Genomic DNA, 20,535 nt, shown 5'->3' with positions numbered 1-20,535 from the left:
GATCCCGCGTCAGCCCAGCCGCAGCGGCGCGTCCGGCACGGGAGGCGAGGCGGCATAGGCGCCCCAGACCGACTGGTCGAATTGGATGACCGCCCCGGTCATCAGGCCCGAATCGTCCGACGCAAGGAAGGCCACGGCCCGCGCGACTTCCTCCGGCTCGACGAGGCGCCCAAAGGGCTGGGACGCGCTGGCCCGGGCCAGCCAATCGTCGCCCCCGCCCATCTGGTCCCGCTGGACGCGGTCCTCGTTCTCCGAGGACATCCAGCCGATGTCGAGCTGGTTGACCCGGATGCGGTTCCGCATGACCGCAAAGGCCGTGTTCCGGGTCAGCGTGGCCAGGGCCCCCTTCGAGGCGCAGTACGGAGCGATGAACGGCTGCCCCGCCCGCTCCGATGTCGAGCCGATGTTGACGATCGAGCCCTCGCGGCTGTCGCGGATCATCAGCCGGATCGCGTCCTGCATCAGGAAGAACGGCGCGCGGACGTTGACCGCGAACATCCGGTCGAACAGCGCCGGGTCCGTGGACAGGATGTCGCCCCGGTCGGTCAGGCCCGCCGCGTTGACCAGCACGTCGACGCGGCCGAAGTGGCGGTCGGCTGCGGCGATCACCTCGCGGCAGTCGTCGACCGACTCCAGATCGCAGCGGACGAACCGGACGGGCGCGCCGGTCCTGCCGGTGATCGCATCGGCCACGCGGCCGCCCTTGGCCTCGTTGCGACCGCAGGTCACCAGGCCGGCCGCGCCCGCCTCGGCAAGACGGTGCGCGATGGCGGCGCCCAGACCCTGGGTGCCGCCGGTGACGACGCACACCTTGCCGTCGAGCCGGTTCACCGCACGACCTCGTAGCCGGCCAGCCCGAGGACGCGATGCAGTTCCCGGTTGCCCTTGGCCGAGATCGGAAGCGGCGGGGCCTTCTTCGGGTCCTGCTCGGCCTCGACCACGAACCAGCCCTCATACCCGTGATCCGCCAGGCGCTTCACGATGGCCTCGAAGTCGAGGCTGCCATCGCCCGGCACGGTGAAGGCGCCCTTCACCACGGCATCCAGGAACGACTCCCGGCTGCGGTCCAGCGCGTCGATGACATCCATCCGCACGTCCTTGGTGTGGACATGGGTGATGCGGGCATGGTGGTTGTCGATGACCCGCAGCACGTCGCCGCCGGCAAAGGCCATGTGCCCCGCATCGAAGAGAAGCGGAATGCCCTCCCCCGAATGCTTCATGAACAGGTCGAGCTCGGGCTCCGTCTCGATCACCGCCGCCATGTGGTGGTGGTAGGACAAGGGCATGCCCTGTTCCGCGCACCATTCGCCGAAGGCGGTCATGTTGCGGGCGTAGGTCCTGATCTCGTCCTCGGACAGCTTGGGCTTGGTGGCCAGCGGCTTGGACCGGTCCCCCTGGATCGAGCGGGCGACCTCGCCGTAGACGATGCAGGGCGCCTTGGCGGCGATGAACAGGTCCATCTGGGCGCGGATGCGGTCCTTGTTCTCCTCCAGGTCGCCCTCGAGGACCGTGCCCGAGAACCAGCCGCCGCAGACGCTCATCCCGTAGCGGTCAAGGATCGGGCCCAGTTCGTCGATGTCCATCGGAAAGCGGCGCCCCGTTTCCATGCCGGTGTAGCCGGCCTCGGAGGCCTGGCGGAGGCACTCCTCCAGGCTCACGTCGTCCGACAGTTCCGGAAGGTCGTCGTTCCACCAGCAGATGGGGGAGATTCCGAGCCTGGCCTTCATTCCTGGGTGATCCTTCTCTGCAAACGGTGGCGGAACCGGCGATTCGAAAATGGCCGGATCCGTGCGAATTCCTTGGCCTGCCTTCCCCCCGGACGCCAGAGGAACCTCAGGAACGGCAGGGTTCCGCTGCTGGGAATCCCTCAGCGGCGGTGCCGGCGCCTGATGGGTTTCTCCGCAGCCCGGCGCGGGGCTGCGGGGCGCATCGCGGGGTCACACGCCGACGCGCTGCTTTTCGCGGATGAGCTCCTGCGCCTTGCGCGCCTCCTGGACGGCGGGCCGCTCGGAGACCTCGGGTACGCCCACGTCCCAGTCGGCGTCGCCCGGAACCCAGGCGAAGGCGTCCGTCGCGATGCTGAGGACCGTGGTCCGGTCCGTGCCCCGCGCCCAATCCAGCGCGGCCTCCAGGTCCGCGAGGCTGTCGCAATGGCGGGACTCGGCGCCCATGGCCCTGGAATGGGCGGCAAAGTCGACGGGGAACGGGTCCCGCGTGATGCGGCAGTCCTGGATCAGGTTGTTGAAGCCGGGGATGCCCTTGGCGTTCTGCAAGCGGTTGATCACCGCGTAGCCGCCGTTGTCGCACACGATGATGACCAGCTTATGCCCCGATAGCACCGTCGAGTAGATGTCCGAGTTCATCATCATGTAGGTGCCGTCCCCGATCATCACGATCGGCGTGCCGTCGCCCTGCTTGGCCATGGCGTGACCCCAGCCCGCCGCGATCTCGTAGCCCATGGTGGAGTAGCCGAACTCCAGGTCGAAGGTGCCCGGGTCCTTGACCTTCCAGCCCTTCATCAGCTCGCCCGGCAGGCCTCCGGCGGCGGTCACCACCGTATCGCGTGGCGCGGCCCAGCGGTTCACCGAGGCGACCACCTGCGCGTAGGTCGGGCGCTCGGCGTTGGTGGGGGCTTGGTGGCGGTCCACCAGGGCGTTCCAGTCGGCGAAGAGGCCTTGCGCCCGCTCTATGTGCGAGGGCTCCGCGGACCAGTCGCCCAGGGCCGCGTCGAGCTCCTGCATGGTCTCGAGCGCGTCGCCGACGACGGGCAGCGTGGAATGCTTCAGCGCATCCCAGCGGGCGGCGTTGATGCCGATGATGCGCGCGTCCGGGCTGAAGGCCGTCCAGGATCCGGTGGTGAAGTCCATCAGCCGCGTGCCCACGGCCAGGATGACGTCCGCCTCGGCGGCCAGCGCGTTGGCCGAGGTGGAGCCGACGATGCCGAGGGGCCCCGCATGGACAGGATGGTCATGCGTGAGCGTGCCCTTGCCGGCGATGGTCTCCACAACCGGGATGCCGCGCTTCCGCGCGAACTCGGCCACGGCCTCGCTGGCTCCGGCATAGCGCACCCCGCCGCCGGAGATGAGGAGCGGCGCCTTGGCCCCTCGCAGGACCTCGACGGCGCGGGCGACGGCGCGGCGGTCCGGGCGGGGGCGGGGGATCTCCCAGACGCGGGGCTCGAAGAAGGCGATGGGGTAATCGTAGGCCTTTTCCTGGGTGTCCTGGCACAGGCCCAGGAAGGCCGGCCCGCAATCCGCCGGGTCGAGCATGGTGGCGACCGCCTGGGGCAGCGAGCCGATGATCTGCTCGGGCAGGGAGATGCGGTCCCAGTAGCGCGTGACGGGCCGGAAGGCGTCGTTCACGGTGATGCTCGGGTTCCCGAAATGCTCCACCTGCTGCATGACCGGGTCCGGCGCCCGGTTCGCGAAGGTGTCCCCCGACAGGAGCAGCACCGGCAGGCGGTTGGTGTGCGCCGCGGCGGCGGCCGTCAGCATGTTCGTGGCCCCGGGCCCGATGGACGAGGTGGCCACCATGATCTGCCGGCGCAGCCGCGCCTTGGCGAACCCGACGGCGGCCAGGGCCATGGATTGCTCGTTCTGCCCGCGCCAGGTGGGCAGGCGGTCCTGCACGCCTTCCAGGGCTTCCGAAAGGCAGGTCACGTTGCCGTGCCCGAAGATGCCGAACACCCCGGCAAAGAGCGGCACGCGCTGGCCGTCGATCTCTGTCTCCTGCGCGCAGAGCCAGCGCACCAACGCCTGCGCCATCGTCAGGCGAACCGTCCGTCCCATGCTCGTCTCCTCCCTGAGCGGTTGCACGGAACGTTAGACAACGGTCATTGACAATGCAATAGATGCGCAACATCCATTGCGGATAGGGAGGCCGTCACAGTGTATCATTCATTCGGACTGTTCATCGACAGCGCCTGGCGGGGCGCTTCGGACGGCGGCACGGCCCCTATCGCCTCTCCGGTGACCGAACGGTCCCTGGGCGAGGTGCCCGTTGCGACAGCCGCCGACACGCGCGAGGCCATCGACGCCGCCGAGGCCGGTCTGGCCGCCTGGCGGGCCAGGCCGGCCTTCGACCGTGCCGACGCGCTTCACAGGATCGCCGACGAGATGCTTCGCCGCAAGGACGAAGCGGCGCGGATGATCTCCTCGGAGACCGGCAAGCCGCTCGTCCAGGCCGGGCGGGAGTGGGGGCTCGCCGCGGACCAGTTCCGCTGGTATGCCGAAGAGGCGCGGCGCATCTACGGCCGGGTGATCGAGAGCCGCGTTCCGGGGGGCCGCTTCGAGGTCAGCCACGAGCCCATCGGCATCTGCGCCGCCTTCACGGCCTGGAACTTTCCGGCGGCCCTTGTGGCGCGCAAGGTCGCGCCGGCGCTCGCGGCCGGGTGCAGCGTCGTCCTGCGGCCCTCGTCGCAGACGCCGGGAACGGCCATGCTCATCGTCGACTGCTGCCGCGCCGGGGACCTGCCGAACGGCGTGGTGAACCTCGTGGTCGGACCCACCGACGCGACCTATGCTCCTCTCATGGCGGACAAGCGCGTCCGCAAGGTATCCCTCACCGGGTCGACCCGCGTGGGGCAGCAGATGATCCGCGACGCGGCGGCGACCCTCAAGAAGGTGTCGATGGAGCTGGGCGGCAACGCTCCTCTCATCGTCTACGAGGACGCGGACCTCGAGATGGCGCTCAACGTCTCGGTCCCGACCAAGTTCGCCAACGCCGGCCAGGTCTGCGTGACCCCGGACCGCTTCTATGTCCACGAGTCGCTGCATGACGCCTTCGTCGAGGGCTTCGTCGCGCGGGCGCAGGCGATCCGGCTGGGCGACGGGCTCGACCCCGAGGTCGGGATGGGTCCCCTGATCTCGCGCCGGCGGCTCGAGGAGATCGAGGGGATCGTGGCCGACGCCCTGAAGTCGGGCGCCCGGCTGGCGTCCGGCGGGCGGCGGGCCAGCGGCTTCAACGCCGGGCATTTCCACGAGCCCACCGTCCTGACGGAGGTGAACGACGACATGCGCGTCATGGCCGAGGAGAACTTCGGCCCCATCGCCGCCATCACCCGCTTCGGATCGGACGACGAGGCGCTGACCCGCGCGAACGCGAGCGACATGGGCCTGTCGGCCTACGCCTTCACCCGATCGCCCCAGCGCGCGCGCCGGACGGTGGCAGAGCTGAAGGCCGGGATGGTCGGGATCAACAGCTTTGCCATGGCCGCGTCCGAGGCGCCGTTCGGCGGCACGAACTTCTCGGGCATGGGGCGCGAGGGCGGAATCGAGGGCCTGCGCGACTACCTCGACATCAAGCTGGCGCAGGTGGTGTGGCTATGAAGGATCCCCGCGACATCTGGGCCGAGGGCAAGGCCGTCCTCAACGGCTGGCTGTCGATCGGCAACCCGTTCACGGCCGAGATCATGGCCGCGCAGGGCTACGACAGCATCACGATCGACGTGCAGCACGGCGCGCTCGACTATTCGGACGCGCTGCCGATGTTCCAGGCCATGCGGGCCTCGGGCGTCTGGCCCATGGCGCGTGCGCCCTGGCGCGAGCCGGGCGCGATCATGAAGCTGCTCGATGCCGGGGCGATGGGCATCATCTGCCCCATGGTGAACTCGGCTGGGGACGCCGCCGAATTCGCAAGCTTCCTGCGCTATCCGCCGCGGGGGCTGCGCAGCTTCGGGCCGACCCGGGTGGGGGTCGCGCAGGGCCTGGCCGACTATTACCGCAACGCCAACGACACGGTCCTGGGCTTTGCGATGATCGAAACGGCCGAGGGGATGCGGAACCTCGACGCGATCGCGGCCACGCCGGGTCTGGATGGGCTCTACATCGGCCCCGCCGACCTCACGCTCGGACTGAGCGGAGGGCGCCTGTCCCCCGGTTTCGACCGGGAGGAGCCCGAGATGATCGACGCCATCCAGGCGATCCGCAACGCCGCCCACCGCAACGGCATCAAGGCGGCCCTGCATTGCGGGACGGCGGATTATGCCGCGCGCGCCCTTGGCTGGGGCTTCGATCTCGTGACGGTGTCGGGGGACTCGCGGCTCCTCGCCGCGGCGGCGGCGGCATCGGTCGCGCGCTTTCGCGAACTGGCCTCCAAGGGACCGGCGCAGGACGCCGACGTCCCGGTGCCGAGCGCTGCCCAGGGAGGCTACTGATGCCGCATCTCCTCATTGCCGGTAAGCTCCATCCCGCCGGTCTCGACCGCCTGGCCTCCGCGCCGGGCGTCACCTTCGACTATGTCGAGGAGGTGTCCGAGCCCGCCTACCTGCCCTTCATCGACAAGGCGGAGGGCCTGGTGATCCGCACGCAGCCGCTTTCGGCCGCGACGGTGGAACGGGCCCGGAACCTCAAGATCGTCTCGCGTCACGGGGTGGGCTACGACGCGGTGGACGTGGCGGCGCTGAACGCGCGGCGCATCCCCCTGGCCATCGTGGGCGACGTGAACTCCGTGTCGGTGGCCGAACATGCGATGACGCTCCTGCTGGCCGCGGCCAAGCGACTCGTGCGGGCCGACCGGGCCGTGCGCGACCCCGCCCTGTGGGGCTGGCGCAACCGGCTCGAGGCGGGCGAGATCTCCGGCAAGCGACTGCTGATCCTGGGCTATGGCCGCATCGGCCGGCAATTGGGGCGCATGGCGCAGGCTTTTGGCCTGGAGGTGCGGGCCCATGACCCCTTCCTGCTGTCCTCTGGCTGGCCCGAAGGGCCCGTCCATCCGGTGGACACCCTGGCCGAAGGGCTGGCCTGGGCCGATGCCGTCTCGGTCCACGCGCCCAAGGTCGGGGCGCCGCTGATCGGCGCCGCCGAGTTCGCCGTCATGAAGCCCGGGATGATCCTGGTCAACACGGCCCGGGGCGGGGTGGTGGACGAGGGCGCGCTCGCCGGGGCGCTGGCCTCCGGGGTCGTGGGGGCCGCCGGGCTCGACGTCTTCGAGGGCGAGCCCCCGGCGGCCGATCACCCGCTCCTGGCCTTCGACCAGGTGGTGCTCACGCCCCACATCGCGGCGCTGACCGCCGAATGCGCCGAGCGGATGGCCGTGATGTCGGTGGACAACGCCTTGAGCTTCTTCCAGGGACGGATCGACTCCGACCTCATCGTCAACAGGGACTTCACATGACCAAACCCGTCCTCCGCGTGGGCCTGATCGGCTCGGGCTTCATGGGCAAGGCGCACGCCTTCGGCTATGGCGCGGCCGAGAAGGTGTTCGACCTGCCGTTCCGGGTGGAGCTGAGGACGCTCGCCGACGCGAACATGGGACTGGCGCAGAGCGCCGCGGACGCGCTGGGCTTCGCCACGGCGACCGACGACTGGCAGGCCATGGTGGCCGACCCCGAGATCGACGTGGTGAACATCACCGCGCCCAATGCGCTCCACAAGGAGATGGCCCTGGCCGCGATCGCCGCAGGCAAGCACGTCTACTGTGAAAAGCCGCTCGCGCCGCTGGCGCAGGATGCCCGCGAGATGGCGGAGGCCGCCGAGGCAGCGGGCCGCAAGACCCAGGTGGGCTTCAACTATCTCTGCAATCCCATGCTGATCCTGGCGCGCGACATGATCGCCGCGGGCGAGCTGGGCGAGATCCGCAGCTATCGCGGCGTCCACGCCGAGGACTACATGGCCGACGCGAACGGCGCCTGGGGCTTCCGGCACGACCCGGCGGGCGGCGGGGCCTTTGCCGACATCGGCAGCCACGCGCTCGCCACCGCCGAGTTCCTGCTTGGCCCGATCACGCGCCTGATGGGCGACACCGTGACCGTCATCGGCGAGCGTCCGGACGGGAAGGGCGGTCGCCGCGCGGTGGAGGTGGACGACGTCGGCCGGACCTTCGTGCGCTTCGCCAACGGCGCCTCGGGCTCCATCGAGGCCTCCTGGATCGCCATGGGCCGCAAGATGCAGCACGACTTCGAGGTCTACGGCACCAAGGGCGCGCTCCTCTTCACCCAGGAGCGGTTCAACGAGCTGCATTTCTACTCCGCCGAGGACGCGCCTGGCCGTCGCGGCTTCCGCCGCATCGAGGCTGCGCCGGACCATGCGCCCTATGGCCGCTTCTGCGTGGCGCCCGGCCATCAGATCGGGTTCAACGATCTCAAGGCCATCGAGGTCGCAGGCTATCTCGACGCGCTGGCCGGCAAAGCCCCGGAGCCCTTCAACTTCCGCAAGGGCCTGCGCATCCAGAGCCTTGTCGAGGCCGTGCACGCCTCGTCCAGGGCGCAGGCCTGGGTCGACGTGGCATGAGCCTGCGCGTCGGTGTCATCGGGGCGGGGGTGATGGGATCCTACCACGCCCGCCTGCTGCGCGAAGCCACGGCCGGAGCGCATCTGGCCGCCGTCTGCGACGCCGATCCCGAACGGGCGACCGCAGCGGCGGGCGGGGCGCGGACCTTGTCCGACCCCCTGGCCCTGATCTCCGATCCGGAGGTCGAGGCGGTGGTCGTCGCCTCTCCGGACGCGACTCACGCCACCCTGGCGCTGGCCTGCCTTGCGGCGGGCAAGCCCGTTCTCCTCGAGAAGCCCATCGCGCCCACGGCCGAGGAGGGCTGGCAGGTGGTGGAGGCCGAGGTCGCGCTGGGCCGCCGCCTCGTCACCATGGGCTACATGCGCCGGTTCGACGCCGCCTATCTCGACATGAAGGCGGCCGCGGACGAGGGCCGGATCGGCGCGCCGGTCCTTCTCCACAACATCCACCGGAACCCGAGCGCGCCCGACTGGTTCACCGGGCCCATGCCCATCACCAACTCCTTCGTCCACGAGATCGACATCAGCCGGTGGCTCCTGGACGCCGAGATGGTGTCGGCCCGCGTCCATGCCGGCCCCGGGGGCGAGCCCTTGATGATCGTCATGGAAACGGACAGCGGCCAGATCGTCTCGACCGAGGTCTTCATCAACGCCCGTTACGGATACCACGTCCATGCGGAACTGGTGGGGCGCGAAGGCACGGTCGCCATGGCCGCGCCGGCGTCCAGCGTTTTGAACCACGCCAACCGGCACGGATTCGTCTTCCCGGACAACTGGGTGCCGCGGTTCGCGCAGGCCTACCGGGACCAGATGCAGGCCTGGGTCCGTTCGGTCGCGAGCGGGGAGCCTGTCGGAGCCTCGGCCTGGGACGGCCATTGCGCCACGGCCCTGGCCGAGCAGATCGCCCAGGGCATGGCGCAGGGGACCGTGCGCCTGAGCCTGCCGCCCCGGCCCGCGCCCTACGGCAAGGGCTGAGGGCCGCTTCGGCGCCCGGCAAGGGGTCAGCCCTGCGCCTTGCCCAGGGACACGGTCGGCCCCGCCTCCCCCTCGCACTGCGAGGCCACGCAGAAGTCCCGGCTGGTGTGGTCCCAGACGATCAGGCCCGTCGGGGTCACCAGGACCGCCCCGGCCTCGCCCTCGAGCGCGGCGACCTGGGCCAGGGCGCGTCGGATCGCCTCGTCCGGAGCCATGCTGCGGGCGTCGAGAAGGATCCGCCCGGCCGCCATCGCCCGGGCGATCATCTCTCCATCTCCCGACAGCACGACCGCGCCGAGCGAGTCGTCGGCGTAGAAGCCGCAGCCCGGCATGGCCGAGTCGCCCACGCGTCCGACCCGGACCCCTTCCAGGCCCCCGGTCGAGGTGGCCGCCGCCAGCCGGCCCGAACTGTCGCGCGCCACGCAGCCGACCGTGTCATGCTGGCGATCGGCCGCGCCGCTCTCCTGGGCCACCCTGAGCGGGAGCACCGCGGGCGGCGTGAGGCCCTTGGCTTCGGCGAAGCGGCGCGCTCCGTCCCCGGCCAGGAGAACCTCGTTCTCGTCCATGAGGGCCATGGCGACGCCGATCGGGTGCCGGACGTCCCGGATCACGCCCACCGCCCCGATCTTGAGGTTGTGCCCGTTCATGAGGGCCGCGCACATCTCGATGTCGCCGGCCTCGTTCCGGGCCGATCCGCAGCCGGCGTTGAAGGTCGGGTCGTCCTCGAGCACCTGGACCGCGGCGGCGGTGGCGTCGACGGCGGATCCGCCACCCTCCAAGATGACGCGGCCCGCCGCCAGCGCCGCAAGGCAACCATCACGGTAGGCCGCCTCCTTGTCGGGCGCGACCTCGGTCGCCCCCCCGTGCAACGCGATCGCCCACATCAGCCCGCTCTCGCCAGGGCGGGGACCTCGCGGGTCCGGGGGCTGAAGCTGCGGATCTGGTCCCAGACGGCTGCGATGTCGTCCGCCGTGACGACCACCAGGTCGCCCGGGCCGCCCAGGCGCAAGGCGTGTCGTGTGGCCTCGACCTCGTCCCGTACGGTGAAGAGGCGGCTTCGCGGGCAACCGGCGCCCAGGGCGCCCTCCATGAGCAGGGCGGCGGCCTCGCCCGGCGCGCGGCCGCGCAGGTCCTGGTCCTCCTTGAAGACGACGATGTCGAAATGGCGTCCCGCCACCGCGCCCATCGTGCGGATATCCTCGTCCCTGCGGTCGCCGGGCGCGCCCACCAGGGCGATGACGCGCCGTGGAGCCGGGTCGAGCCGTCGGACGAAGGTGCCCAGCGCCTCCAGCGAGCCTGCGCAGTGGGCATAGTCGAGGATCGTGTCGAAGACGCCGTTCCGGTGCAGGTTCAACCGGCCCGGCGTCGTCTCGTAGGAGGTGGCGAAGGACGACATGGCGTCGCGAAGGGTGGCGGGCTCCACGCCGCCGCACCACGCCATGGCGATGGCGGCGAGGGCATTCTCGATGTTGAACAGGGCTGCTCCTCCGAATGTCGCAGGGATGTCGCGGACGGACATGAGCGCCAGGCGCCTGCCGTCCTGATGAAGGATGATGGTTTCATTTTCCTGACTGACGGCGCGGTCCTGCCGGGCCAGGCCCTCGCGCAGGCTGTCGTGCCACTCGGCCTCGGGCCGGAGGGAGAACCAGCAGATCCGGCCCCCGGCGTCGTCCGCCATCCCGGCGACCAGCGGATCGTCGGCGTTGAGCACGCTCCAGCCGTCCCGGCGGACGGCCTCGACCACCACCGACTTCACGGCGGCCATGTCCTCCAGCGTCGCCACGCCGCCCTGGCCCAGGTGGTCGGGCCGGACGTTGAGCACGCAGCCCACGTCGCAGTCCTGGAAGCCCAGGCCCTCGCGCAGGATGCCGCCCCGGGCGCATTCCAGCACGGCGGCGTCAACGCCGGGCTCTGCCAGCACGAGCCGTGCGCTGCCCGGCCCCGCGCAGTCGCCGGTTTCGACCTCGCGGCCGTCGATCAGGATGCCGGTGGTCGAGGTGAGCCCGACGCGCTGGCCCGACGCCCTGAGGACATGCGCGAGCATCCGGCCCGTGGTGGACTTTCCGTTCGTCCCGGTGACGGCGAAGATGGGGATGCGCCCCTGGCTCCCCTCCGGGAACAGGAGGTCCATGACCGGGCCGGCCACGTCCCGCGGCCGTCCGGCCGAGGGCGCGACGTGCATCCGGAAGCCGGGACCGGCGTTGACCTCGACGATCCCGCCGCCCGTCTCGGACAAAGGCCGCGTGATGTCGGGGCAAACGAGGTCGATCCCCGCGATGTCCAGCCCCACGATGCGGGCGGCCCGTTCGGCGGCCAGGCGCGTGCCGGGGTGCATGATGTCCGTGACATCCGTCGCGGTGCCGCCCGTGGACAGGTTGGCGGTGGGACGGAGCCGCACCTCCTGGCCCGGCCGGAGCACGCTGTCAGGCCCCAGGCCCTGGCTGGCCAGGAAATGCTCCATGCAGTCGTCGATCTCGATGCGGGTCAGCACGGCCTCATGGCCCACCCCGCGCCGGGGGTCGCGGTTCATCTCGGCCACGATCTCGCGGATCGTGCTCGCCCCGTCGCCGATGGCGATGGGGGGCAGGCGACGGGCGGCCGCCACGACCCGGCCTCCGACCACGAGGATCCGGTGGTCGTCGCCGGGCATCATCTGCTCGACGATGACGGCCGCGCCCTCGGGGGCGGCCTGGTCAAAGGCCCAGCGCACGTCGTGATCGGAGGCCAAGCCCGTGTTCACGCCCCGGCCATGGTTTCCGTCCAGGGGCTTGGCCACGACCGGGAACCCCAGCCGCCGCGCGGCCTCGACCGCGTCATCGCGGCTCCGCACCGTCGCGCCGCGCGGGACCGGCAGGCCGGCTTCGGACAGGAGCGCCTTGGTCAGGTCCTTGTCCCCGGCGATGTCCGTCGCGACCTGCGAGGTGAGATCGGTGCAACTGGCCCGGATCCGCTTCTGGTGCCGGCCCTGTCCCAGCCGCATGAGGCTGTCTCCGTCCAGCCGGGCGACGGGGATGCCCCGCCGTTCGGCCTCCTGCACCAGCGCCGCCGTGGTTGGTCCCAGGGCCCGCTCCCGCGCGAGGTCCTGAAGCCGCTCCAGACCCTCGGCGAGGTGGCCGGGCACCTCCACGCCGAAGCCGCCAAGGCCCAGCACGCCACCGAACTCCAGCGGCAGGAGGCTTTCGACCAGTTCGATGGCAAGCCGGCCCGCCAGCAGTCCGATCTCGCGATCCTGGTAGGCGTACATGACGTGGTAGACGCCGGGCTGGTCCTTCACGCTCCGCGTCTTGCCGCGTGTGATGCGATGGCCGGCCCGGGCCTGCAGTTCGAGAGCGACGTGCTCGATCACATGACCCAGCCAGGTGCCCTCCTCCAGGCGTCGCAGAAAGCCGCCGGGCACGCCGTCGCTGCAGCCATGGTCCGCCAGGCCCGGCAGCAGGGCGACCAGCCGCGCCGAGAACTCACCCAAACGGTCGGTCGGCCACTGCTCGAGCCAACCCAGGTCCAGCTCGACCTGCACCATCGGCGTCATGCTATGGAGGTGCGGTCCGCGGTAGACGCGGATGCGACGCACCTGCATCGGCCGAGCCGAGACATGGGGGGTGGTCGTCATGATGGAAGGTTCCTCCTCGTGGCCGCACGCCCCTGCGGCCAGCCCTTCAAACATGCGCCGCCGATGATTGTTCCCGACCCCCGGAACCCGCCCGGCCCGCACCCGTTCGCACCCGGACGTGCAAGGGGGCGGCATGACACATCGGACGCTGGTGGATGGGTTCAGGATGGCTCTGGTGCTGGGCGGCGGCAACGCGCTCGGGGCCTATCACATGGGCGTGTGCGAGGCGCTCCTGGCCCGGACCGAGCCGGACTGGGTCGTCGGCTGCTCGATCGGGGCCGTCACCGCCGCCATCCTCCTGGGCAACCCCCCCGAGGTGCGCCTTTCCCGGCTGCGCGAGTTCTGGACCGAGACGCGGCAGGGCGACGGTCCCTGGATGGCCTTCATGCCAGGTCCCGTGCGGGCGCGCTGGAGCAACGGCTTCGGCCTCAACGCCCTCCTGGCCGGCCGGCCAGGGCTGTCGCAGCCGCGGTTCCCGGGGCTCCTGTCGATCCTGCCCTTCATGCCGCCGGACCTGTCGCTCCAGGATCATCGGCCCCTTGGCGCCACGCTCGATCGCCTGGTGGACTGGGACCTGCTCGGCGACAGCCCCGTCCGCTTTTCCCTCCTGGCCATCGACCTCGAGCGCGGCGAGGAGGTCTGGTGGGACAACCGCCGCGACCGCATCACCGCGCGGCATGTCCTGGCCGCCACCGCGCTGCCTCCGCTCTTTCCTCCGGTGGAGCTGGACGGGCGCCTGCTCTGGGACGGGGGGCTGGGGAACAACCTTCCCATCGACCGTGTCCTGTCGGGCGACCTTGACGGCCCCTGGCTGGTGGTCGCCTCGGATCTCTACGCGCCCGGGGGCGACCGGCCGCGCAGCCTCGACGGGACGATCACCCGGGCGCAGGACCTGGGCTTCTCGTTGCAGGCGCGGACACGCATCGGCACACTTTCCCGCGAGCGGGAGCTGGCCCGGAGGGCCGACGCCGGGGCGCCGCCCACGATCCTGGCCCATCTGGTGCACCGCCCCCCCGCCCATCAGCGCGCGCTCAAGACGCTCGACTATTCCGGGACCACCCTGGGCGAGCGCGCCGGCCAGGGCCGGGCGGACATGGAATCCATGCTCCCGCGCCTGGCGCGGGCGCCCCGGGACGAACCCCTCGCCGTGCTGTCCCTGGCGGACCAGGGCTGACCCGGCTGCAATTCGCCGCGGAACAATAGCCGGGCGATGCGGTTGAGCCGCCACCTCAGATCAGGGAGATCACCATGGATCGCAGACAACTTCTCGCCGGTGGCGTCGCCATCGCGAGCTTTCTGCCCGCAGCCCGTTCCCTTTCGGCGCAGGAAGCCTCCACGGCGCAGGGCGGTGCTGCCGCCGGAGCGGTCGAGGAGGCCAAGGTTCCGGCTCTCGAGGGCGGAATGTTCCTGATGCAGACGAGCCAGCTTGCCGTCGAAAAGGGGCAGAGCGACAACGTGAAGGCCTTCGCCGCCCTCGAAGTGGCCGAACAGCAGGCCATCTCGCGCGCGTTCGGGGCCGAAGGCGCCCAGCTTCCGCTGCGCGAGGATCACGCCCAGCTCCTGCAGCAGCTCCAGCAGGCCGAGGGCGATGCCTTCGACATGGCCTACCTGGACGCCCAGATCGCCGGCCACGAGGAAGCCCGGCCGATCCACGAGCAGTATGCCGAGAACGGCCAGGATCCGATGGCGCGCGGCGCGTCCATGGTGGGCGTCACCGGCATCGACAGCCACCTCGTGATGCTGCGCAGCTTCCGCCAGCAGATGCAGGGCTGACGCGCTCCCGGCTCCTGTCCGGCCAACCGGGGAGGAGCCACCCGCCTCAGACGTTCATCAGGCTGAGGTGATGGTCGATGGCGTCCTGCACGTTGTCGTAATAGTGAAGCTGGCCCCCTTCCAGCACGGCGCCGGCCTGGCACAGCTCCTGCACCTGACGGAGCGAGTGGCTCACGAAGAGCGCGCCGGCCGATTGCATGCGGTCCCGGAAGACGATCTGCGATTTCTTCTTGAACGACGCGTCGCCCACGGCGGTGATCTCGTCGATCAGGTAGGTGTCGAAGTTGATCCCCATGGACACCCCGAAGGCGAGCCGCGACTTCATCCCCGACGAATAGGTCCGGACCGGGAGATGGAAGCTGGGCCCGAGTTCGGCGAAGTCCTCCACATAGGCCATCAGGCTGTCCGTATCGACGCCGTAGATGCGGGCCGTGAAGCGGGTGTTCTGCGCCCCCGTCAGCTCCGGGTGGAAGGAGCCCGCGTAGCCCACGGGAAAGGAGATCTGCCCATCGGTCAGGATCTCGCCCGAGGTGGCGTCCATGGAGCCCGCGATCATCTTCAGCAGCGTGCTCTTGCCGGCGCCGTTGCGCCCCAGGAGGCCCACGACGACCTTGGACGGGAAGACGGCGTTGACGTTGTTCAGCACCGTCTTGCGATGCCCTTCCACCACGAAGGTCTTGGTCAGGTTGCGCAGCACGATCATGACGGCCTCCGTTCGGCCCGTGGGGCGGCCCCGCTCTGATCGCCCGGACGGTCCGGTGTCAAGCGGTCCGGGGCCGCAGCCCCGAGCCTGTCATTCGCTCAGCCGCTGGGACTGCCGGACGATGCCGAGGCTGTTGCCCAGGATCGAGAAGATCGTCTGCGCCGAGGTGACGGGGCTTTCGGTCGCGTAGACGAGGTCGCCCGACTGGATCGGGAACTCCCCCGCGCTGAAAAGCCCGTCCGCGGTGGTGAGGTCCAGCGTGAAGACCACCCGCTCGTGCGTGGGCCCGGTCCCGTCGCTGCGGACCGCCGAGGCCGGATACTGCCGCAGGACCAGGATCCCCTTGGGGTTGGCCCGGGCGTCGGACACGCCCCCGATGATCGAGATCGCCTCCAGGGCGCTGACGTCGTCGCGCGGGAACTGCTGGACCGCCTCGCTCCCTGCGGCGCCGAGCGACATGAAGAACCGTTCGTCGGGTTCGACGATCACTTTGTCGCCGGGCCGGAGCGTGGTGTCGAGGCTCGGCTCGGAAAAGAGCCGGTCGAGCGAGATGCCGTAGATCTCCCCCCCGCGCATCAGCCGGACCTGCGGGTTGTTCATGCTCGAGTTCACGCCCCCGCCCTCGGCGATGAGGGACAGGACCGTGAAGCTCTGGTCCCGCATCGGGTAGGCGCCGGGCTTCTGCACCCCCCCCACGAGGCTGACCATGCTTCCCCGGCTTTCGGCGATCTCGAGCTGGACCTGGGCCGAGGGCGTGACCTCGGCAAAGCGGCCCTCGACCGTCTCGCGGGCGTGGTCGGGGCTCATGCCCGACACTTTGATGTTGCCGATGTAGGGCATGAAGATCGACCCGGTCGACGAGACCGTCACCGCGTTCATGGTGATCGCCCGCTGCCCCGGCGCGGTCAGGAGCGAGTTGTCCTCGGTGTTCCAGAGCGTCACCGCCAGCACGTCGCCGGGCGCGATGATGCGGTTGGCGGGCCCGCCCTGGTGGCTGATCCAGCTCATCGACGGCTCGCCCGACCGGGGCCAGCCCGAATAGCGGGGAAGGGCGTCACGCGTGACCTCCTCCACCGCGAAGTCCCTGGTCGCCTCGCCGTCCGCCCCGGCGCGGGCGCCCAGCACCTCGGATTCGAAGGCGGCGCCGCGGGGCAGGTTGCAGCCGGCCAGGGCGAGGCCCAGAACTGCGCCTACGCCCAGCCGGAACATTGTTGTCGACATGCGGTCCCTCGGCCCCGTGATCCTGCCCGCGCGCGGCGCGGGCTGCCCCCTCTCCAATAACCAAGCCGGAACGGTCGGGAAACCCGTCGCTTGGCTGCGGCGCGGAAAATCGCGGGGCCGTGAGGGCTCTAGAACCAGCGGCCCACCGCGATCATGTCGAGGCTGGCCGCGACCCTGGTGCCCGAGCCGTTGACGACCGACAGGCTGACCGAGGCGGTCCCCTTGGCGGTGTGCCGGGGGAACAGGGCGGTGAGGGCGCTGCCGTTCACCCCCAGGGTGACGACAAGACCCGTGGTGGAGGCGAAGGCCTGGGGGAAGGTCCAGACCGTCTCGGCCGAGGCGGATGTGGTGATGGTGTGCCAGCAGGTCTGCGTGCCGTCCTGCTGGCGCAGGCAGCGGCCGTTCGTGCCCGCGGTGCTGTCCTGCACCGAGCCGCAGGTCCAGCCGCCCCAGGCGCCGCCCGACCGCGACCGCCCGAAGACGAGCCCGGCATAGACCCCCGACGCCGATCCCGCCTCGACCACGAGGAGCTGGGTTTCCCCCAGGCTCGCGCCGCGGCGGGAATGGAGCAGGGTGCCGCGCGTGACCGAGGCCGGGCCGCCCGTGCTCCCGGCGGCGGTGTCATAGGCGTAAAGGCCCGGAACGAGGCTTCCGTCCGTCACGCCCGCGTCGCCGAGGGCGGGCAGGGCGCCGCCGAGCCCGAAGGCGCCGGTGGTCAGGAGGCGGCCGGCCGTGCCGTCGATGGCCGACGACTGCACGGCGGCTCCGGTGACCGGCCCGTTGATCGCCGCGCCCTGCGGGAGCGAGACGACCCCCGTCGCCCGGGCCACCGTCAGCGCCGTGCTCCAGGCCGAGCCGTCGCTGACCTTGAGCGAGAAGTCGAGGCCGCCCGCCAGGCCCATCTCGGCATGGCCCGTCCAGTTCGACTGGAACAGGAGGCTCGCGGTGTCGGCGGCGGCGGCCTTGTTGACCTTGACCTGATGGCCGGCGCCCGCGTGGCTGAGCAGCGTGGCGTTCGCCGCGACGGCGAGCCGGTTGGTGGCGTCCGAGGCCGTGCCGATCCCGACCCCCGCGAGGTTCTGGAGCGGCGGCGCGACCGGCGCCCAGGCGCCCTCGGTCCAGACCCGCAACTGCTGCGCGCCCCGGTCCCAGGCCCGCCAGCCGTCGCGCGGCGACAGGAACTGCCAGCCCGTCCCGTCCCAGAGCGCGAGCCGGCCGTCCTGGCCGCTCCAGTCGCCGGTCGCCCCGGGCCCCAGGGCATGCACGTCGCCCGCCGCGGGGGCAGCGGGCGGCGTCGTGGCTCCGAAGCCCAGGACGCGCAGCTGCACCACGGCGTCGAGGAGTTGCAGCGCCTCGTTGTGGGTCACGTGCTTCTGGGCCTGGGACGGCTGGAGATAGGGCAGGGACAGGCGGGGGGTGGTCGCGGGCATGGGGCGGTCCTTGTGTGCGGTGATGCCCCAAGGCTAGGCGGCGGACCTTTCCGGTTCCTGACAGCACCGAGCGTTGCGCGCCCCCGCGCGTGCGGCTTGCATCCCGCGCCGCGCGGCCCGATTATGGCGCGTCCCGCGGAGCGCCTCTCCGTCCTGATTCCGGCCCCCCCGATGTCGCTCAGCCCCGACGCTCCGCAGCTCAGGTCCATCCACAAGCAGATCCGCTTTGCCACGCTGCGCGTGATCATGGCGCTGATCCTGCGGGAGATGACCACCACCTACGGACGCAAGCCGGGCGGCTATGTGTGGAGCATCCTCGAGCCCATCGCGGGCATCGCGCTGATGTCCTGGATCTTCACGACGCTGGGGCTGCGCCATCCGGGGCTCGGGACCAACTTCGCGATGTTCTACGCGACGGGCCTGCTGCCCTATTACGTCTTCGTGAACGTGAGCAGCAAGCTGGCCCAGTCGCTGAGCTACTCCAAGCAGCTGCTGGCCTATCCACGGGTGACCGTGATGGACGCGCTGATCGCGCGGTACTTCGTCAACCTGCTCACGCAGCTGCTCGTGGCCTATCTGGTGCTGGCCTGGATCAAGGTCTTCCTCGACACCGGCACGGACCTGATCCTGGGCCATGTGCTCCTCGGGTTCGTGATGGCGGCCGTGCTGGCGGCGGGCGTGGGGACGCTGAACTGCTTCCTGACGTCGATGTTCCAGTTCTGGGGCAGCATCTGGTCGGTCCTCATGCGGCCGCTGATGCTGCTGTCGGGCGTCGTCGTGGTCGTGGATGCGACGCCGCCGAACTGGCGGGACTACCTCGTGTGGAACCCGCTGGTGCATGTCGTGGCCGAGACGCGCAGCGGGTTCTACCATGGCTACCAGCCCGACTACGTGTCCCCCGCCTATGTGTTCGGGGTCGCGCTGGTGACCGGGGTGCTGGGCCTGCTCTTCCTGTGGCGGTACCACCGCGACATCCTCGAGGCCTGAGGACGCCGCGGCGGCCGGGGCCTAGAAGAAAACCAGGTCGTCGGCGAGGTCGAGGGCGCGCGTCACGTCCTTGACGCGGAGCGTCTCGCCGCCGTCGAAGTCGAACAGGACGTCGCCGCCCGCGGTCACATGGGCGAACTCCCTGATCACCTCGCGCGCGGACAGGTCACGGCCGTTCCAAAGGGCGTCGTCGAGCCGCAGCGTGTCGGCCCCCTCGAAGTCGCGGACCACGTCGTGGCCCTGTCCGAACACGAAGACGTCGCGGCCCTTGCCCCCGAACAGGAGGTCGTCGCCCGCGCCGCCGTTCAGCGTGTCGTTGCCCGAGTTGCCCCAAAGCCGGTCGCCCCCGTCCCCGCCGTAAAGGCTGTCGGCGCCGTCCCCGCCCCAGAGCCGATCCTTGCCGTTGTCGCCGGACACCCGGTCGTGCCCCTCGCCGCCCCAGATCTGGTCGCTTCCGGTGCCGCCGGCGATCACGTCGCGCCCGCCCAGGCCATTCGCCCGGTCGTCGCCGCCATTCAGCGCGATCCGGTTGTTCGACCCGTTGCCCGCGACCCGGTCCGAGCCGCTGCCGGCCACGAAATTCTCGATCTTGGTGCCCACGGCGATGCCGAGATTGCCCTGGACCCCGTAGACGCTGGAGAACTTGCCGTCGCCCAGGTTCACGTTCTGGGCGCGCGTGTCGTCCCGGAAGTCGATCGTGTCGGTCCCGTTCCGGTCGTAGATGGTCATGGCGTTCTGGCCGAGATCGCCGGCCGTCCCCCGGAAGAACTTGTCGAGGTAGTTGCCCAGGTCGGAGCGCACGCCATAGCGGGTGTTCCCGGCCGTGGCGTCGTTTTCCTCGGTCGGGCGGCCATACATCGCCTGGATGGCCATGATGTCGGCCATCATGGGGGTGACGACATAAGCCTTCTCGGCCTTGACGGTCGGATTCTCGTCCTGGTCGAGGTAGGACATGATCGTCTGCTGCCAGCTGTCGGTGCTGTACTTGGCATCCTCGAAGACGGCCCCGGGCTCGTAGGGGCCGGAGTGCCCGAGGCCGAGCGCGTGGCCGATCTCGTGCACGAGGGTCTGGAAGCCGTAGGAGCCCGGATCGGTGCTGTACCGGCTCATCCATTCGGCGCCGACGTTCAGGTGCACCGAGGTGATGTCGCCGCCGGTGGTCATGTGCACCGTGGCGGTGGCCCTGCTCGGGCGCGCGTCGTCGAACGTGATGTCCGCGTCGGAGTCGGTTTCCTCGAAGGTGACGTTGAAGGTGACGTTCGCCACGGCCTCCCAGGCGCGGAGGGCCAGCCGGGCCAGCGCCTGGGATTCCCTGCCGATGCCGGAAAGGTCCACCGTGATGGTCGAGTCGTCGAACTGGTGGTCAGGCTTGCCCTGTTCGTCCCAGATTCCGGAGCGGATGTAGTCCGCGAGGATGCGCGTCGAAGCCGGCTTCGGAGCCATGGTCTGTCCTTCACTGCTGATCGGATTGATCCGGGCAAGCGGATCGGGGGCAAGCTGATCACTCGTGCAGGGCGGTTTTGAGGCCATTGGAAGGCAAGTCGGGGCCTTGCGCGAGTTCCTGCCTGTCCGACCAAACCCGTCGGACCCGCCCTTCTGGTCGGGCGCC

17 protein-coding genes are annotated in these 20,535 nt (G+C 70.5%); 8 read left to right on the top strand and 9 right to left on the bottom strand.

Annotated features, from left to right (window positions below):
- Positions 1-9 precede the first annotated feature (9 nt).
- From J3P31_RS12215 to iolD, 3 genes are all read right to left on the bottom strand, one after another.
- Positions 10-831: an SDR family oxidoreductase gene (locus J3P31_RS12215; RefSeq protein ID WP_210528745.1), complete on the bottom strand. Its 822-nt coding sequence runs from the start codon at positions 829-831 to the stop codon at positions 10-12.
- Positions 828-1,727 carry a myo-inosose-2 dehydratase gene (gene iolE, locus J3P31_RS12210; protein ID WP_210528744.1) on the bottom strand — a complete coding sequence of 300 codons (900 nt, stop codon included), beginning with the start codon at positions 1,725-1,727 and terminating at the stop codon, positions 828-830. Before iolE ends, J3P31_RS12215 begins: the two co-directional genes overlap by 4 nt.
- Before the next feature lie 210 nt (positions 1,728-1,937).
- The gene (gene iolD, locus J3P31_RS12205) at positions 1,938-3,788 is read right to left on the bottom strand and encodes a 3D-(3,5/4)-trihydroxycyclohexane-1,2-dione acylhydrolase (decyclizing) (protein ID WP_210528743.1); all 1,851 of its coding nucleotides are present in this window, start codon (positions 3,786-3,788) and stop codon (positions 1,938-1,940) included.
- 99 nt (positions 3,789-3,887) lie between these two features.
- On the opposite strand from iolD, the gene J3P31_RS12200 reads away from it, so the two are divergent.
- Genes J3P31_RS12200 through J3P31_RS12180 form a run of 5 tightly spaced genes read left to right on the top strand, consistent with a single transcriptional unit; the run spans position 3,888 to position 9,202 of the window.
- Positions 3,888-5,327 carry an NAD-dependent succinate-semialdehyde dehydrogenase gene (locus J3P31_RS12200; protein ID WP_210528742.1) on the top strand — a complete coding sequence of 480 codons (1,440 nt, stop codon included), beginning with the start codon at positions 3,888-3,890 and terminating at the stop codon, positions 5,325-5,327.
- Positions 5,324-6,154: an HpcH/HpaI aldolase family protein gene (locus tag J3P31_RS12195; protein WP_210528741.1), complete on the top strand. Its 831-nt coding sequence runs from the start codon at positions 5,324-5,326 to the stop codon at positions 6,152-6,154. The genes J3P31_RS12200 and J3P31_RS12195 overlap by 4 nt, the downstream gene beginning before the upstream one ends.
- Entirely contained in the window at positions 6,154-7,113 is a 960-nt protein-coding gene (locus tag J3P31_RS12190; protein ID WP_210528740.1) for a hydroxyacid dehydrogenase, read from the top strand. Before J3P31_RS12195 ends, J3P31_RS12190 begins: the two co-directional genes overlap by 1 nt.
- Positions 7,110-8,228 (top strand): Gfo/Idh/MocA family protein, encoded by a 1,119-nt coding sequence (locus tag J3P31_RS12185; protein ID WP_210528739.1) that lies wholly within the window; start codon positions 7,110-7,112, stop codon positions 8,226-8,228. Before J3P31_RS12190 ends, J3P31_RS12185 begins: the two co-directional genes overlap by 4 nt.
- Positions 8,225-9,202 carry a Gfo/Idh/MocA family oxidoreductase gene (locus J3P31_RS12180; protein WP_210528738.1) on the top strand — a complete coding sequence of 326 codons (978 nt, stop codon included), beginning with the start codon at positions 8,225-8,227 and terminating at the stop codon, positions 9,200-9,202. Before J3P31_RS12185 ends, J3P31_RS12180 begins: the two co-directional genes overlap by 4 nt.
- A gap of 26 nt (positions 9,203-9,228) precedes the next feature.
- Here the strand turns inward: J3P31_RS12180 and J3P31_RS12175 are convergent, their stop codons facing one another.
- A complete protein-coding gene (locus J3P31_RS12175; RefSeq protein WP_210528737.1) occupies positions 9,229-10,086 on the bottom strand; it encodes an isoaspartyl peptidase/L-asparaginase family protein in 858 nt (285 codons plus the stop codon).
- Positions 10,086-12,812, bottom strand: a complete 2,727-nt coding sequence (cphA, locus tag J3P31_RS12170; protein ID WP_210528736.1) for a cyanophycin synthetase — start codon at positions 12,810-12,812, stop codon at positions 10,086-10,088. The genes J3P31_RS12175 and cphA overlap by 1 nt, the downstream gene beginning before the upstream one ends.
- A gap of 133 nt (positions 12,813-12,945) precedes the next feature.
- On the opposite strand from cphA, the gene J3P31_RS12165 reads away from it, so the two are divergent.
- Both J3P31_RS12165 and J3P31_RS12160 read left to right on the top strand, forming a co-directional pair.
- The gene (locus tag J3P31_RS12165) at positions 12,946-13,986 is read left to right on the top strand and encodes a patatin-like phospholipase family protein (RefSeq protein WP_210528735.1); all 1,041 of its coding nucleotides are present in this window, start codon (positions 12,946-12,948) and stop codon (positions 13,984-13,986) included.
- A gap of 74 nt (positions 13,987-14,060) precedes the next feature.
- A complete protein-coding gene (locus J3P31_RS12160; protein ID WP_210528734.1) occupies positions 14,061-14,585 on the top strand; it encodes a DUF4142 domain-containing protein in 525 nt (174 codons plus the stop codon).
- 46 nt (positions 14,586-14,631) lie between these two features.
- On the opposite strand, the gene J3P31_RS12155 is transcribed toward J3P31_RS12160, so the two are convergent.
- From J3P31_RS12155 to J3P31_RS12145, 3 genes are all read right to left on the bottom strand, one after another.
- Complete coding sequence (locus J3P31_RS12155) at positions 14,632-15,288, bottom strand: ABC transporter ATP-binding protein (RefSeq protein ID WP_210528733.1); 657 nt, start codon at positions 15,286-15,288, stop codon at positions 14,632-14,634.
- 90 nt (positions 15,289-15,378) lie between these two features.
- Complete coding sequence (locus J3P31_RS12150; protein WP_246849490.1) at positions 15,379-16,509, bottom strand: polysaccharide biosynthesis/export family protein; 1,131 nt, start codon at positions 16,507-16,509, stop codon at positions 15,379-15,381.
- Between the two features lie 128 nt (positions 16,510-16,637).
- Positions 16,638-17,939 carry a DUF2793 domain-containing protein gene (locus J3P31_RS12145; RefSeq protein ID WP_210528732.1) on the bottom strand — a complete coding sequence of 434 codons (1,302 nt, stop codon included), beginning with the start codon at positions 17,937-17,939 and terminating at the stop codon, positions 16,638-16,640.
- A gap of 171 nt (positions 17,940-18,110) precedes the next feature.
- On the opposite strand from J3P31_RS12145, the gene J3P31_RS12140 reads away from it, so the two are divergent.
- The gene (locus J3P31_RS12140; RefSeq protein WP_210528731.1) at positions 18,111-18,926 is read left to right on the top strand and encodes an ABC transporter permease; all 816 of its coding nucleotides are present in this window, start codon (positions 18,111-18,113) and stop codon (positions 18,924-18,926) included.
- A gap of 21 nt (positions 18,927-18,947) precedes the next feature.
- Here the strand turns inward: J3P31_RS12140 and J3P31_RS12135 are convergent, their stop codons facing one another.
- Positions 18,948-20,369 carry a M10 family metallopeptidase C-terminal domain-containing protein gene (locus tag J3P31_RS12135; RefSeq protein ID WP_210528730.1) on the bottom strand — a complete coding sequence of 474 codons (1,422 nt, stop codon included), beginning with the start codon at positions 20,367-20,369 and terminating at the stop codon, positions 18,948-18,950.
- Positions 20,370-20,535 lie beyond the last annotated feature (166 nt).

This window comes from Rubellimicrobium arenae (genome assembly GCF_017916275.1).
Taxonomy (GTDB): Bacteria; Pseudomonadota; Alphaproteobacteria; order Rhodobacterales; family Rhodobacteraceae; genus Rubellimicrobium; species Rubellimicrobium arenae.
The sequence above is the reverse complement of the archived record's forward strand: the minus strand, read 5'-3'. Positions and strand labels throughout refer to the sequence as shown.

Excerpts from the sequence above, each read along its gene's own strand:
- iolE (WP_210528744.1), bottom strand. The coding sequence starts at position 1,727 with ATGAAGGCCAGGCTCGGAATCTCCCCCATCTGCTGGTGGAACGACGAC.
- iolD (WP_210528743.1), bottom strand. The coding sequence starts at position 3,788 with ATGGGACGGACGGTTCGCCTGACGATGGCGCAGGCGTTGGTGCGCTGG.
- J3P31_RS12150 (WP_246849490.1), bottom strand. The coding sequence starts at position 16,509 with ATGTCGACAACAATGTTCCGGCTGGGCGTAGGCGCAGTTCTGGGCCTC.
- J3P31_RS12135 (WP_210528730.1), bottom strand. The coding sequence starts at position 20,369 with ATGGCTCCGAAGCCGGCTTCGACGCGCATCCTCGCGGACTACATCCGC.
- J3P31_RS12180 (WP_210528738.1), top strand. The coding sequence starts at position 8,225 with ATGAGCCTGCGCGTCGGTGTCATCGGGGCGGGGGTGATGGGATCCTAC.
- J3P31_RS12160 (WP_210528734.1), top strand. The coding sequence starts at position 14,061 with ATGGATCGCAGACAACTTCTCGCCGGTGGCGTCGCCATCGCGAGCTTT.
- J3P31_RS12155 (WP_210528733.1), bottom strand. The coding sequence starts at position 15,288 with ATGATCGTGCTGCGCAACCTGACCAAGACCTTCGTGGTGGAAGGGCAT.
- J3P31_RS12175 (WP_210528737.1), bottom strand. The coding sequence starts at position 10,086 with ATGTGGGCGATCGCGTTGCACGGGGGGGCGACCGAGGTCGCGCCCGAC.
- J3P31_RS12185 (WP_210528739.1), top strand. The coding sequence starts at position 7,110 with ATGACCAAACCCGTCCTCCGCGTGGGCCTGATCGGCTCGGGCTTCATG.
- J3P31_RS12195 (WP_210528741.1), top strand. The coding sequence starts at position 5,324 with ATGAAGGATCCCCGCGACATCTGGGCCGAGGGCAAGGCCGTCCTCAAC.
- J3P31_RS12145 (WP_210528732.1), bottom strand. The coding sequence starts at position 17,939 with ATGCCCGCGACCACCCCCCGCCTGTCCCTGCCCTATCTCCAGCCGTCC.
- J3P31_RS12140 (WP_210528731.1), top strand. The coding sequence starts at position 18,111 with ATGTCGCTCAGCCCCGACGCTCCGCAGCTCAGGTCCATCCACAAGCAG.
- cphA (WP_210528736.1), bottom strand. The coding sequence starts at position 12,812 with ATGACGACCACCCCCCATGTCTCGGCTCGGCCGATGCAGGTGCGTCGC.
- J3P31_RS12190 (WP_210528740.1), top strand. The coding sequence starts at position 6,154 with ATGCCGCATCTCCTCATTGCCGGTAAGCTCCATCCCGCCGGTCTCGAC.
- J3P31_RS12165 (WP_210528735.1), top strand. The coding sequence starts at position 12,946 with ATGACACATCGGACGCTGGTGGATGGGTTCAGGATGGCTCTGGTGCTG.